The following is a 13,937-nucleotide window of genomic DNA, read 5'->3' on the forward strand; positions in this document are numbered from 1 at the left end:
TATGGCCACAATGAAAGAGGTTGCCCGGCGCGCTGGCGTATCAACGGCCACCGTCAGCAGGGTTATCAATAACACCGCCTATGTTGAGCCGGTAACTCGCGAGCGCGTTGAAAAGGCCATGCGTGAGTTTAACTACCACCGCAATGCTGCCGCGCTGGCTCTGGCAAAAAGAAGTGGGAATATGCTGGGGTTATTGACCGGTAATCTCGACGACCCTTTTTTTTCACGGCTCGCACGGGGCGTAGAGGATGTCACCCGCAAAGGCGGCGTAAAACTGATGGTCTGCAGTGGGGGGCATCAAGCCGAACTGGAGAAAAACGGCCTCGACTTTCTGATCAATCAGGGTTGCGAATCCATCGTTGCTCACGTTACCCGAATGAGTGATGCCGACGTTTTGCGCTATGCCGCCCATACCCCTGCAATGGTGGTGATTAATCGCTATTTGCCCGCCATCGCCAATCGTTGCATTTGGCTAGACAATGCCAGCGCTTCACGAGCCGCCACCCAAATGCTTATTGAGTATGGGCACAGGAACATCGCCTGCATCACCACAGACTTGCCGATCGATGACCGAAAACAGCGTCTGGAGGGATATCGAACGGCCATGGCTGATGCCGGGATCTCGGTACCGGGTTCTTGGATCATCAGTGTCCCCTTCAATGAGCAAGGGGGCGAATTAGCCGCAGAAAAAATACGGGCCAGCAAGCATCCGTTTACCGCTGCACTCACCTTCAATGACGTGATGGCCGCTGGCATGATGCGCACCTTCCACCAGCATCAAATGAACCTGCCTGAAGATCTCTCGATTGTCGGGTTTGATGACGTGGCTTTGGCTAAATACCTCCATCCATCACTAACCACGGTGCATTACCCGGTTGAGAAAATGGCCCGACGCGCGGCTAATTTGGCGTTGCAGCTCAATTCCGGTGCTGCTGTGACACCCCAGAACAATATGTTTACTGCTGAGCTGATCCTGCGAGACTCCGTCGCTTCCATAGAAAAAATACGCTAAATCAAGAAAACAAGGTCATTAAGTGAGAGGTGACTCACATAACCCTATGCCATGAAACCGATTACATAGACAGTTGCCCGCGCTCACACCTCATTCATAACGAATTCATTAGGCTTGCGTCACACCCTCATCCTTAACCGGAGTTGTAAATGAATGACAAGAAGAAACTCAACCTGGGGCTAGCGATGCTACCCATTGTGGCGATGCTCCTGCTGCTTATCATCGGCTATGGCCAGTTTGGCCTGCGGATCGAGCCGTTGCTGTTGGTCTCTGCCGGTATTGCCGCCGCCCTGGCCTACTGGCAAGGTTACGGCTGGAACGACATTATTGACTCTATCGTTGCCAAGTTAGCCAAGGCAATGCCGGTTATCATGATCCTGATCTGCGTCGGCGGGTTGATCGGCACCTGGATGTTCAGCGGCACCATTCCTTACATGGTGTACTGGGGCTTAAAGCTGATCAGTCCGCAATATATCCTGATTGCCGCGTTCTTTATTACCAGCGTAATTTCCGTGTGTACCGGGACATCCTGGGGGGCAGCAGGCACTGTGGGTGTTGCCTTGATGGGCGTAGCTGCTGGCCTGGATGTGCCATTGGCCGCCGCTGCCGGTGCGGTAGTTTCCGGCGCCTACTTTGGCGACAAAATCTCTCCGCTGTCTGATTCTACCAATTTCGCGGCTATCGTCGCAGATACCGACCTCTACAGCCATATTCAGCACCTGATGTATACGACATTGCCGAGCTTTGTTTTAGCCGCAGTGGTGTATCTGATTGCCGGGCACACCAGCGCCGTCGGCAGCGTGGCTACGCCAGAAAAAGTGACGGAGATCGTCACGGCTCTGGAAGGTCTGTACCACTTCAACTTGCTGTTAATCCTGCCACCGGCCTTAGTGCTGTGGGGGGCCGTCACCAAACGTCCCGTGATCCCCGTGATGCTGGCAGCCTGTACTCTGGCGATTGCCATTGGTGTGTTCCTTCAGGGGTTCAACTTGCAGCAAGGCCTAAATGCGTTGATGGATGGTTTTAACCTTTCGATGTTCACGGCACAGGGACAAAGCATTACCGGCATCGTCCTAGATGTTCCACGTCTGCTCAACCGAGGCGGTATGTTCTCAATGATGAGCACCATCCTGCTGGTCTTCTGCGCATTTTCATTTGCGGGCGCATTAACACTCACCGGAGCGCTGACCGTGATCATCAATCGCTTGCTGAAAGTGGTTCATACCACCGGTCAATTGATTGCCGCGACAGTCGCGACCACCATTCTGGTTACCGGTGCCACCAGCGATGGAAAGTTGGCACTGCTCATCCCTGCCGAGCTGTTCAAGGGCGCCTATCACCGCATGGGTTTAGACAATAAGAACCTGTCACGAACCGTGGAAGATGCTGGCACCGTCATAGAACCTTTAATCCCATGGACAGCCGCTGGCATTTATATGGCAACCACCTTGGGTGTCAGCACGCTGGATTTACTCCCTTGGGCAATTCAATGCTACGCCGCCGTGGTATTCGCCCTGATTTATGGGTTTACCGGATTCGGGATAGCCAAAATACAGCCACAGAACGATTTACAGCGTAAGGAAGCCTGACGTGAAACAGACCGATTTTAATCAGATAATCAACCGTCATAATACCGGGTCGGTGAAATGGGACTTTATCGACCGCTATCTGCAACTCGATGAAACGGACCTTTTGCCGATGTGGGTCTCTGATTTTGACTTCCAGTGTCCTGTTGAAGTCCGGCAAGCGCTGCATAACCGTGTTGAACACGGCATCTTTGGCTACAGTGAACGTGACTCTCAGTATTACCAAGCAGCGATGGATTGGTTCTCGAGTCGGCATAATTTGCCTTTGCAGCGTGAGTGGTTCACCTCTATCGAAGGTGTTGTACCAGGCTTGGCAATCTTGATCCAACTGCTCAGTCAGCCTGGAGATCCTGTCGTCATCCAGGGCCCCTACTATGGATCTTTCGCCAAAATAATCGCCATGAACGGTCGAGAAGTGCTAGAAAATCCGTTGAAAGAAAGCGCACAAGGCTACCAGTTCGACTTCGAGCACCTGGAGGCGTGCTTCGAGCAACGACGTCCCCCGGTGTTGTTGTTGTGTAATCCGCACAACCCTACCGGTCGATGCTGGACCCACAGTGAACTGACGCAACTGATGGCACTGTGCAGCCGCTATGGCGTGACGGTCATTTCCGATGAAATTTGGGCCGACTTATTGCTGCCGGGCGAGGTCTTCACTTCCGTGCTGCACCTGGATGAGGCTTGGCATAACAATCTGATTTCGGCGACCTCTGCCAGCAAGAGCTTTGGCTTGTCGTCACTCAGGATCTCAAATTTTCTGATCCCCAATGCTCACACTCGAAATGCATTCATCGAACGCCTTAATGCCCACGGGTTGGATGTCTTCAATGCGTTGTCGATGACCGCCGCAACGGCCGCTTATCAACAGGGAGAAGGCTGGCTTGATGATTTACAAGGTTATCTGGCCGACAATCGGCGTTGGTTTGAACAGGCGTTAGCCTATGCCGCGCCCTGGTGCAAAATGACCCCAGCCGAGGGTACCTACCTTGCCTGGTTGGATTGTCGCGCGCTGGGCCTGGATGATAACGCCCTACAACAGGCGTTAATCCACCAGTCAAAGATTGCCGCCTCGATGGGAATCAGCTTTGGCGATCAGGGAAAAGGGTTTATACGCATTAACCTCGGCTGCCCACGCCAATACCTTGAACGCGCCATTGAAGGGCTCGCCCGTTTAGCCCCATAAACAAGGCATTCCGGCGTAAAAAAGGCCCCAAATGGGGCCTTTTTATTGAACAAGGTATCGCAACACACCGCTCAGAGCGATGAAGATTACTGCGTCTTATCGGTCGAAGGGATAATGTTACGCAACCAACTGCCCCAGCGGCGCTGGTAGAAGGGTTGGGTATGGGTGATCAGGTAATGACTGACGCCACGTTCCTTTTCCGATACCAGACAAAAATCCACTGGTTCGTCGTTAGGCGCGGTTTCGCTGGCCACGCTGCCCGCTTCATTGATCAGTGCCTCGACATCGCCTTGTTCGCCGTCTACTTCCAGCCCGACCAGCAGATTGGGTTTTTCGTCGACCGCCTGGTCGTGCATCAGCGCCAGAAACGCGCGGCGGACCGGCTTGCGCTGGCTGAACAATGTGGTCAGGGCATCGACCATCGCCGATGGATATTCTTCCGGCTGGCCCAACAGGATCTGGGTATCCTTGTCGATATAGCGTTCTGCCGGTTTGCTTACACCGCCGGTGGCCAGCAGCATTGCCACCTCTTCAGGATAAAACTCCTTGCCGTACTCGGCCTTCGGGTTGAGGAACAGATCCGCACCCTGCGTAATCTCGAATAATACCCGCGCCGGCATGGCGATGAAGGGTTGTTCATCCTCAACGGCCTTTTGCAGCGCCTCTACCGAGGTGAAAAACGGGATGATGCTACCGCCGTCCTGCTTTTCCCAATGCTGGATATTCACCGGTGTGTCGGCGTTGAGCGTGATGTCACCGCCGAGTTGTACCTGTTCACTGTCACCGAGGATCAACACCGTAGCCTCAAGCAGTTCACGGAAGAATGCCGGACGATGGGCCGGCTCCGTCACCGCCAGTTTCAACAGGCGTTCAAGTTCGTTTTCGCCTGTGGCGACTTCGTGATGGTGAGAACTCATGACAAACTCCAGCAATCAAATAACGGGGCCCAGCATGCTGGGCCCCGAGGGTAAATGATATTCTAACGCCCACCTGAGTGAGCGTTCAATTATTTGGCTTTGCTCAGCAGTAGGTTGGCCAGTGCACGTACACCCAGACCGGTTGCGCCAGCTGACCATTGATCCACTGCACCTTTGCGGTAAGTTGCAGAACAGTCAATGTGCACCCAACCCTGCTGGTAGTTTTTCACGAAGTGCGACAGGAATGCAGCTGCGGTGCTGGCACCCGCGGTGTAGGCTGGACCGGCCACGTTGTTCAGTTCAGCAAAGTTAGACGGCAATTGGCTACGGTGGAACTCAGCCAACGGCAGGCGCCAGAATGGCTCTTGTTCTGCGGCAGCACTCACCAGTAGTTCTTGTGCCAGCGCGTCATCGAAGCTGAACAATGCATGGTAGTCATTACCCACCGCTGTTTTCGCCGCCCCAGTCAGAGTGGCGCAGTCGATGATCAACTGTGGATTCTGCTCAGATGCGTCGATCAGGCCGTCGGCCAGAACCAAGCGCCCTTCCGCATCGGTATTCATCACTTCAACGGTTTTTCCGTTACGGTAACGGATGATGTCGCCCAGTTTGAACGCGTTACCGCTGACCATGTTATCGGCGCAGCACAGGTACAGTTTCACACGTTGTTTCAGACCGCGAGCCGCCGCCAGCGCCAGTGCGCCGGTAATGGTGGCCGCACCGCCCATATCCGCTTTCATGGAGTCCATAAAAGCGCTTTGTTTCAGGCTGTAGCCACCGGTGTCAAAGGTAATGCCTTTGCCCACCAAACAGGCAAACACCGGTGCTTCCGGGTTGCCAGTCGGGTTGAAGTCCAATGCCAACAGAACGGGTGAACGATCAGAACCCCGGCCAACGGTGTGAATACCAGCGTAGTTTTGCTCACGCAGATCCTCACCCTTGGTGATACGGTAGCTGACAGCCTCGCAACCGACGTCACACATCAGATCAACCGCGCGGGTAGCCAGTTGCTCCGGCCCCAGTTCCTCTGCCGACATATTGATGGTGTCACGCACCCAATCAACGATCTTCAGGCGCTGATCCAGCTCTTTGCGGTCTGTTTCCGACAGTTCAGCCCATTCAACGGTGCGCTTGCCTTTCGGCCCACGGAAACCTTGCCAAAATGCCCAGCTGTTTTCCAGATCCCAGCCTTCGCCTGCCAGTTTGACGTTTTTGACGCCCTGACCGTCGATCTTACGGGCTGCACGTTGAATGATGCCCAACTTGTCGTTGCCGGTCAGGTGAATGGTCATCCCTTCTGCACCGGTGCTCAGTAGCGCTTTCTCGCCCCAGCGAGCGTCAGCAGGTTTGTTCGACAGCGTTACCAGCATAAATTCAGTTGTCATAGCCTTACTCCGGATTTCCCCTTCTTTTTCACGTTTTTGCGCGAAATCTATTGGGGATTTTTATTGTATACCCTATGAGTTTCAAGTTGCAGCTAGGCGGCCAGCTCACTCATCCCCAGGCGCTTACTTGAGTAAGTAACTGGGGGGAGTGAGTGCAGGTAACAACGCTGCAGCTTGAAAGGCGACGGGTATGTCGGATACAAAATAAACGGGCCGCCTATGGCAGCCCGTTACGCTATTTACTCTGCTTCATCTAACCAGACCAGCAGGACAGCTTCCAGTATTTTTTCATTGGAAGCCTGTGGATCGTCGTCAAAATCTTCCAGATCGCAAATCCACTGATGCATGTCGGTAAAACGTACGGTTTTCGGATCGGTATCCGGGTATTGGTCATACAGGGCTTCGCCGATTTCACGGCTGTCGGTCCACTTCAGTCCCATTATTATTGTCCTCTTACCCTTCACGCGCATGGTTGACGGTATAACGCGGCATTTCAACCACAAGATCTTCGTCAGCCACCAACGCCTGGCAGCTCAGACGACTCTCTGGCTCCAGACCCCAGGCCTTGTCCAGCATGTCATCTTCCAGTTCGCTGCTCTCTTCAAGAGAGTCAAAACCTTCGCGAACGATACAGTGGCACGTGGTGCAGGCACAGGATTTCTCACAGGCGTGCTCAATATCGATACCGTTGCGCAGCGCAACGTTGAGGATTGATTCCCCTTTTTCGGCTTCCAATACTGCCCCCTCCGGGCATAAATCTTGATGGGGCAGGAAAACAATTTTAGGCATGATTAAACCTCATCCACAGAATGGCCAGCCAGCGCACGGCGAATGGAAGCATCCATGCGGCGCGCGGCAAAGTCTTGCGTTTGTGCATCTAATGTTTTAATTGCGGCTTCAATAGCGGCAGGATCGGTGCCCTGCGTCGCCTGTTGCAAGGCGTCCACAGCCGCAGTGATCGCCGTACTTTCTGCTTCGCTCAGCAATGCGGCATCGCTGGCCAATGCACCTTGCAGGCTTTCCAGCACGCGCGACGCCTCGACCCGTTGTTCGGCCAGCATGCGTGCGCCAACATCACTCTGCGCATTAGCCATCGAATCTTTAATCATACCGGCGATTTCGGCGTCAGACAGACCATACGACGGTTTAACCTGGATCGATGCTTCAACACCGGTAGATTTTTCCATCGCGGTGACGCTCAGCAAGCCATCGGCATCCACCTGGAAGGTGACGCGAATATGCGCGCCGCCGGCAGGCAGTGGTGGCAAACCACGCAGCGAGAAGCGTGCCAGCGAGCGGCAATCCTGCACCAGCTCACGTTCGCCCTGCAGCACGTGGATCATCATCGCGCTTTGGCCGTCTTTAAAGGTGGTGAACTCCTGCGCACGCGCCACCGGAATGGTGGTGTTCCGCGGGATCACTTTCTCAACCAGACCGCCCATGGTTTCCAGACCAAGTGACAGCGGGATCACGTCCAACAACAGCATGTCGCTGTCTGGCTTGTTACCCACCAGAATGTCCGCCTGGATAGCAGCGCCAATGGCGACCACTTTATCCGGGTCGATCGACGTCAACGGCGTACGCCCAAAGAACGTACCTACCTGCTCACGTACCAACGGCACGCGGGTAGAACCGCCAACCATCACCACTTCCAACACCTCTTCGGCGCTAACGCCTGCGTCTTTCAGTGCGCGACGGCATGCCATCAGGGTGCGTTTAACTAACGTCGCGATCAGCGCGTCAAACTGTGCACGGGTCACTTCGCCCTGCCAGCCGGCAACCTCAACGGTGGTGCAATCAGCATCGCTCAGCGCAATCTTGGCTGCGATGGCCGCATCCAACAATTGACGCTGCACACCGTGATCGCTGCGATCAGCCACACCAGACTGCTCACGCAGCCAGTCAGCCAACAGATGATCAAAGTCGTCGCCGCCCAGCGCGGAATCCCCGCCGGTGGCCAACACTTCGAATACCCCACGGCTCAGCCGCAGAATAGAAATATCAAAGGTACCGCCGCCCAGATCGTACACGGCGATGATGCCTTCCTGCCCAGAATCCAGACCATAGGCAATTGCCGCCGCCGTCGGTTCATTCAGTAGACGCAGTACATGCAGCCCGGCCAGACGCGCAGCGTCTTTGGTCCCCTGGCGCTGTGCATCATCAAAATAGGCAGGAACCGTGATCACGACACCATCGAGATCCCCTTCCAGCGCGGTTTTCGCACGCGCAGCAAGCGCCCTGAGAATATCGGCTGAAACACCCACCGGGTTAACCGGACCGGCTGCAGTGACGATCATAGGCAAACCATTGTCACTGGCCTGGAATTGATACGGCAGGTTCGGGTAGCGCTGCTGTACGTCGGCCAATGACCGGCCCATCATGCGCTTGATTGAGCTGATGGTGTTGGCAGGATCCTGGGCCGCTTGCTGACGTGCATCCCAGCCAACACGCAACGTGTCCGCCTGATAGTGCACCACCGACGGCAGCAAATCGCGCCCTTCGGCATCGGCCAGCGTTTCCGCCTGTCCGCTGCGCACGGTAGCAACCAGAGAATTGGTCGTGCCTAAATCAATACCGGCAGCCAGACGGCGCTGGTGCGGCGCGGCACTGAGGCCAGGCTCACTAATTTGTAATAAGGCCATATTGAAGCTTCCCATATCCTTCATACTTGAAGCCGCATCGTTGTTGGCTGCATTTATTCGCACCAGTCACATAGTTACCTATGCTCCTGGGGGGTCACAAATTTGCCGCCTTGATGCAACGCCAATTATTTTGGGTATAAATGAAAAGAATTACTCAAAACCCAACAGTTTTTCTTCGAGTTGTTCAACTTGTTGCTGGAGTTTGTCCAAGAAACGTAGCTTACGCACGGTATCAGCGGCCTCAGGCCATTGTTGATTATCCAACTGCTGCACCATCAGCGCGCTGCGCTGTTTGACCGTCTCGTTCACCCGTGCACCAAAGCTGGCCAACAGGCTTTCCGCGTCCGCTTTGCGTTCAATGGCATCGAGCTCTTCGCGCAGTTCCAATTGTTCCATCAGAAACGCCGTATCACGCAGGGTGTGTTGCTCGTTGCCCAAATCAAAACCGTGCAAAGATAGCATATACTCCGCGCGTTTTAATGGGTGCTTCAGCGTTTGGTAGGCTTCATTGATAGTCGCAGCCTGTTGCAACGCCATTAGACGTTCGCGTTCTGGCTGACTGGCAAAACGATCGGGATGGAATTGGCGCTGCAGATCCTGATAGCGAGATGCAAGCAGGCTGCCGTCCACGGGATAGCGAACTGGCAGCCCGAATAAAGTAAAGTAATCCATAGCGTGCTCTGGGCGTTATCGGATGAAGTTCCCCCGCACCTGGCGGGGGAGCACGATGGACTGTCAGACGTTGAAACTTTCGCCGCAGCCACACTCGCTTGAGACATTTGGGTTGTTGAACTTGAAGCCTTCGTTCAGGCCTTCCTTAACGAAATCAAGCTCGGTGCCGTCAAGGTAGACCAGGCTCTTGCCGTCAATGATCACCTTAACGCCTTTGTTTTCAAAAACGATGTCGTCATCGTTCATTTCGTCAACAAATTCCAGCACGTACGCCATCCCGGAGCAGCCAGAGGTTCTCACCCCCAGACGCAGGCCAAGGCCTTTGCCACGGTTATCCATAAATGCTTGAACGCGCTGTGCAGCGCTGTCGCTCATGGTAATTGACATCACAACCTCACACTTCAAAGCCCAACCAAGGCCGGGCTAAATGACTCAGAAATAATTACTTGGCGCTGTGTTTGCTCTTGTAGTCGGCAATCGCTGCTTTAATGGCGTCTTCGGCCAGAATTGAGCAGTGAATTTTTACCGGCGGTAATTCCAGCTCTTCAGCGATCTGAGTGTTTTTGATCGCTTCAGCCTGATCAAGAGATTTGCCTTTCATCCATTCGGTCACCAGCGAGCTGGAAGCGATGGCGGAACCGCAGCCGTAAGTCTTGAAACGCGCGTCTTCAATGATACCTTCATTGTTGACTTTGATTTGCAACTTCATCACGTCGCCACAGGCCGGTGCACCCACCATGCCGCTGCCAACGCTAGGATCTTCGTTGTCGAAAGAACCCACGTTACGCGGGTTTTCATAATGATCGATTACTTTTTCGCTGTAAGCCATGACCTTGCTCCTGAATCCTGAGAATTAATGATGTGCCCATTCGATGCTGTTGATATCCACGCCTTGCTTGAACATGTCCCACAGAGGAGACAGGTCACGCAGACGGCCGATGGATTTACGCACCAGTTGAATGGTGTAATCGATCTCTTCTTCTGTGGTGAAACGCCCCAGAGAGAAACGGATCGAGCTATGCGCTAACTCGTCGGTCATTCCCAACGCGCGCAGCACGTAAGATGGCTCAAGGCTAGCGGAGGTACAGGCAGAACCCGAAGATACGGCCAGGTCTTTCAATGCCATGATCAGCGATTCACCTTCAACATAGTTGAAGCTGACGTTCAGGATGTTAGGAACCCCGTTCTCCAGGGAGCCGTTCAGATACACTTCTTCCATATCTTTCACGCCGTTCCACAGACGATCACGCAGTGTGCGCAAGCGTGCCATTTCTGTCGGCATTTCTTCTTTGGCGATACGGTAAGCTTCGCCCATCCCGGCGATCTGATGCACAGGCAGGGTACCGGAACGCATACCGCGCTCATGGCCACCGCCGTGGATCTGGGCTTCAATACGGATACGTGGTTTACGACGCACGTACAGCGCACCAATGCCTTTCGGACCATAAATTTTGTGGCCGGAGAACGACATCAGGTCGACTTTCAATTTGCTCAGATCGATAGGCAATTTGCCTACGCTCTGGGTTGCATCAACGTGATAAATGATACCGCGTGCACGGCACATTTCGCCGATAGCGTCGATATCCTGCACCACACCGATCTCGTTATTCACGTGCATGATAGAAACCAGAATGGTGTCTTCACGCATCGCCGCTTCGAGGTCCTGCAGGCTGATAATACCGTTGCTCTGCGGTGCCAGATAGGTCACTTCAAAGCCTTCACGCTCAAGCTGACGGCAAGTGTCCAGCACGGCTTTGTGTTCGGTTTTGCTGGTGATGATGTGCTTGCCTTTCTTTTGATAGAAATTGGCAGCACCTTTAATCGCCAGGTTGTCGGATTCGGTTGCTCCGGAAGTGAACACGATTTCGCGCGGGTCAGCGCCAACCAGTTCAGCAATTTGGTTACGGGCGATATCTACCGCTTCTTCCGCCTGCCAACCGAAACGGTGGGAACGGGAAGCCGGGTTACCGAAAGTCCCGTCCAGAGTCAAAAACTGCATCATTTTCTCAGCAACGCGCGGATCAACCGGCGTCGTTGCTGAGTAGTCTAAATAGATCGGTAATTTCATTGCTCTTGTGCTCCGTACATCACTTCCAAAAACTAAAAAAATATCGCCAGCTGCTTATGCGCGCAGATTAACGTTGATAGTTTCTTGCGGACGACCGTTGGCCGTGCGACGGGTATCATTATTTTGACGATCCGCCACCACCAGCACTTCCTGGTTGTTTACCAGTTCAGCCAGCGTAATGTTGTTCAGGAACCCGCTGATGCGCTCGCTCAGATCGCGCCACAGGGTATGGGTCAGGCAGCGATCGCCACCCTGACAGCCTTCTTTACCCTGGCAACGGGTTGCATCTACCGATTCATCGACAGCAGTGATGACTGCACCAACGGCAATCTCACTCGCGTCTTTCCCCAGCAGATAACCACCGCCCGGTCCACGTACGCTGGCAACCAGGCCATTCTTACGCAGACGGGAGAATAATTGTTCCAGATAAGAGAGCGAGATACCTTGGCGCTCAGAAATATCCGCCAGAGGTACGGGCCCTTCCTGGGAGTGCAATGCCACGTCAAGCATAGCGGTTACGGCATAACGGCCTTTGGATGTCAGTCTCATAGCTAATGGTTACCTGTTGGTCAAACATGGCCGAAAGTCTGACATTCCCGAGTAAATCAGTCAACTATTTAACCTAGTAATTTACTCAAGTATTAGCACATTTTGGACTAAGCCATATAAAATGCATATAGAATACACATTATAACCATTGGATAACTAATACTATTACCGCGAGCCGTTACAACACATCAAATTAATTACCTTGATGTTTGTCCTGTTTCTCAATCGACGTCAGCATGCCGCGCAAGATATTCAGCTCTTGTGCTTCTGGTCGCGCGCGGGTGAATAAACGGCGCAAACGGCTCATGACCTGCCCCGGATGTGACGGGCGAATAAAGCCACTGTGCTGTAGCGTTTGTTCCAGATGCTGATAGAAACGCTCAAGATCGTCCACCAGCGGATAAGGTGTTTCTTCCAACGGCGGCACGCCTGCCTGTTGGCGATCTAGATAAGCCACTCGCACTTCGTACGCCAGGATCTGCACGGCCATTGCCAGATTCAGGGAGCTGTAATCCGGATTAGCGGGAATGGCGACGTGATAATGGCATTTTTGCAGCTCATCATTCGTCAGACCAACACGTTCACGGCCGAAGACCAGCGCGACTGGCGCGTGCTCGCCTTCGTGCACAGCGCGTACACCGCATTCACGCGGTTCCAGCATCGGCCACGGCAAGGTACGTGAGCGCGCACTGGTGCCGACCACCAGGCTACAGCCGGCAATGGCGTCATCCAAGGTATCAACGATAGTGGCGTTGCCAATTACGTCACTGGCACCTGCAGCCAGGGCGATCGCCTGAGAATCAGGTTTTATCAGCGGATTAACCAGATAAAGGTTGGTTAACCCCATGGTTTTCATGGCTCTGGCGGTCGAGCCCATGTTGCCGGTATGGGAAGTCTCTACCAGAACAATGCGGATGTTATGCAGCATACAAACTCTGAGCGTAGCGGAAAATCACAGCATCTTAACACAGCCGTAGGCAATTTGCCGAACACCTGCTATACTTCGCGCCGTTTCCTGTTCTTTAACATCCTAGTTGGAAGATACCCATGCATCCGATGCTGACTATCGCCGTGCGCGCTGCGCGCAAGGCCGGTAACCTGATTGCCAAAAACTACGAAACCCCGGACGCTGTAGAAGCGAGCCAGAAAGGGACCAATGACTTCGTCACTAACGTCGATCGCGATGCAGAGCATCTGATCATTGACGTCATTCGCAAGTCCTATCCGCAACATAGCATTGTTACCGAAGAACGCGGCGAATTGGTCGGCGAAGACAAAGATGTACAATGGGTGATCGATCCACTGGATGGCACATCAAACTTCATCAAACGTTTCCCACACTTCTCAGTTTCCATCGCCGTACGCATTAAAGGCCGTACTGAAGTGGCTGTGGTATACGATCCAATGCGTAACGAACTGTTCACCGCAACTCGCGGTCAGGGCGCACAGCTCAACGGTTACCGTCTGCGCGGCACCAATGCCAAAGATCTGGATGGCACCATCCTGGCAACCGGCTTCCCGTTCAAAGTTAAACAGCACGCAACGCCATACATTAATGTGGTTGGCAAACTGTTCACTCAGTGTGCCGACTTCCGTCGCACCGGTTCTGCCGCGCTGGATTTGGCCTATGTGGCTGCCGGCCGCGTTGACGGTTTCTTCGAGATTGGCCTGAAGCCATGGGATTTCGCCGCGGGCGAACTGCTGGTGCGTGAATCTGGCGGCCTGGTGACTGACTTTGTCGGCGGCCACAACCACTTCAGCTCCGGCAACGTGGTAGCGGGTAACCCACGCGTAGTGAAAGCCATGCTTTCCACCATGCGTGAAGAACTGAGCGAAGCGCTGAAGCGTTAATTCAGGCTATTACGCTGAGCGCACCCAAACTGTCTGCGCTCATGACGCCTGATCCTGTTTTGAATATTGAAG

At 53.9% G+C, this 13,937-nt stretch carries 15 protein-coding genes; 4 read left to right on the plus strand and 11 right to left on the minus strand.

Features of this window, described 5'->3' with window-relative positions:
• Position 1 precedes the first annotated feature (1 nt).
• The 3 genes from SGBXF1_RS18280 to SGBXF1_RS18290 all read left to right on the plus strand — a co-directional run bounded on the left by SGBXF1_RS18280 (position 2) and on the right by SGBXF1_RS18290 (position 3,781).
• Entirely contained in the window at positions 2-1,012 is a 1,011-nt protein-coding gene (locus SGBXF1_RS18280; protein WP_186427312.1) for a LacI family DNA-binding transcriptional regulator, read from the plus strand.
• 149 nt (positions 1,013-1,161) lie between these two features.
• A complete protein-coding gene (gene nhaC, locus SGBXF1_RS18285) occupies positions 1,162-2,601 on the plus strand; it encodes a Na+/H+ antiporter NhaC (protein WP_186427313.1) in 1,440 nt (479 codons plus the stop codon).
• Position 2,602: 1 nt separating this feature from the next.
• Positions 2,603-3,781, plus strand: a complete 1,179-nt coding sequence (locus SGBXF1_RS18290; protein WP_186427314.1) for a MalY/PatB family protein — start codon at positions 2,603-2,605, stop codon at positions 3,779-3,781.
• 86 nt (positions 3,782-3,867) lie between these two features.
• Here SGBXF1_RS18290 and sseB read toward each other — a convergent pair whose 3' ends face one another.
• From sseB to trmJ, 11 genes are all read right to left on the minus strand, one after another.
• Positions 3,868-4,698, minus strand: a complete 831-nt coding sequence (sseB, locus tag SGBXF1_RS18295) for an enhanced serine sensitivity protein SseB (RefSeq protein WP_037417524.1) — start codon at positions 4,696-4,698, stop codon at positions 3,868-3,870.
• 89 nt (positions 4,699-4,787) lie between these two features.
• Positions 4,788-6,083: an aminopeptidase PepB gene (pepB, locus tag SGBXF1_RS18300; RefSeq protein WP_037417521.1), complete on the minus strand. Its 1,296-nt coding sequence runs from the start codon at positions 6,081-6,083 to the stop codon at positions 4,788-4,790.
• 239 nt (positions 6,084-6,322) lie between these two features.
• Positions 6,323-6,523 (minus strand): Fe-S cluster assembly protein IscX, encoded by a 201-nt coding sequence (gene iscX, locus SGBXF1_RS18305; RefSeq protein WP_012146329.1) that lies wholly within the window; start codon positions 6,521-6,523, stop codon positions 6,323-6,325.
• 13 nt (positions 6,524-6,536) lie between these two features.
• Positions 6,537-6,872 (minus strand): ISC system 2Fe-2S type ferredoxin, encoded by a 336-nt coding sequence (gene fdx / locus SGBXF1_RS18310; RefSeq protein WP_037417518.1) that lies wholly within the window; start codon positions 6,870-6,872, stop codon positions 6,537-6,539.
• 2 nt (positions 6,873-6,874) lie between these two features.
• The gene (gene hscA / locus SGBXF1_RS18315) at positions 6,875-8,725 is read right to left on the minus strand and encodes a Fe-S protein assembly chaperone HscA (protein ID WP_186427315.1); all 1,851 of its coding nucleotides are present in this window, start codon (positions 8,723-8,725) and stop codon (positions 6,875-6,877) included.
• A 150-nt stretch (positions 8,726-8,875) separates the two neighbouring features.
• Positions 8,876-9,397 carry a co-chaperone HscB gene (hscB, locus tag SGBXF1_RS18320; RefSeq protein WP_037417512.1) on the minus strand — a complete coding sequence of 174 codons (522 nt, stop codon included), beginning with the start codon at positions 9,395-9,397 and terminating at the stop codon, positions 8,876-8,878.
• 63 nt (positions 9,398-9,460) lie between these two features.
• On the minus strand, positions 9,461-9,784 hold the full coding sequence (gene iscA, locus SGBXF1_RS18325) for an iron-sulfur cluster assembly protein IscA (RefSeq protein WP_037417508.1): 324 nt from the start codon (positions 9,782-9,784) through the stop codon (positions 9,461-9,463).
• Between the two features lie 55 nt (positions 9,785-9,839).
• Entirely contained in the window at positions 9,840-10,226 is a 387-nt protein-coding gene (iscU, locus tag SGBXF1_RS18330) for a Fe-S cluster assembly scaffold IscU (RefSeq protein ID WP_012146333.1), read from the minus strand.
• A gap of 24 nt (positions 10,227-10,250) precedes the next feature.
• Positions 10,251-11,465, minus strand: coding sequence for an IscS subfamily cysteine desulfurase (locus SGBXF1_RS18335; protein ID WP_037417506.1), 1,215 nt, complete (start codon positions 11,463-11,465; stop codon positions 10,251-10,253).
• A 54-nt stretch (positions 11,466-11,519) separates the two neighbouring features.
• Positions 11,520-12,014 carry a Fe-S cluster assembly transcriptional regulator IscR gene (iscR, locus tag SGBXF1_RS18340; protein WP_006318200.1) on the minus strand — a complete coding sequence of 165 codons (495 nt, stop codon included), beginning with the start codon at positions 12,012-12,014 and terminating at the stop codon, positions 11,520-11,522.
• A 193-nt stretch (positions 12,015-12,207) separates the two neighbouring features.
• Positions 12,208-12,942, minus strand: coding sequence for a tRNA (cytosine(32)/uridine(32)-2'-O)-methyltransferase TrmJ (trmJ, locus tag SGBXF1_RS18345; RefSeq protein WP_037417502.1), 735 nt, complete (start codon positions 12,940-12,942; stop codon positions 12,208-12,210).
• Positions 12,943-13,061: 119 nt separating this feature from the next.
• Here trmJ and suhB point away from each other — a divergent pair, with 119 nt between their 5' ends.
• Positions 13,062-13,865 carry an inositol-1-monophosphatase gene (suhB, locus tag SGBXF1_RS18350; protein WP_037417499.1) on the plus strand — a complete coding sequence of 268 codons (804 nt, stop codon included), beginning with the start codon at positions 13,062-13,064 and terminating at the stop codon, positions 13,863-13,865.
• Positions 13,866-13,937: the final 72 nt, after the last annotated feature.

Origin of the sequence: Serratia grimesii (genome assembly GCF_900186025.1) — a bacterium.
GTDB lineage: Bacteria > Pseudomonadota > Gammaproteobacteria > Enterobacterales > Enterobacteriaceae > Serratia > Serratia grimesii.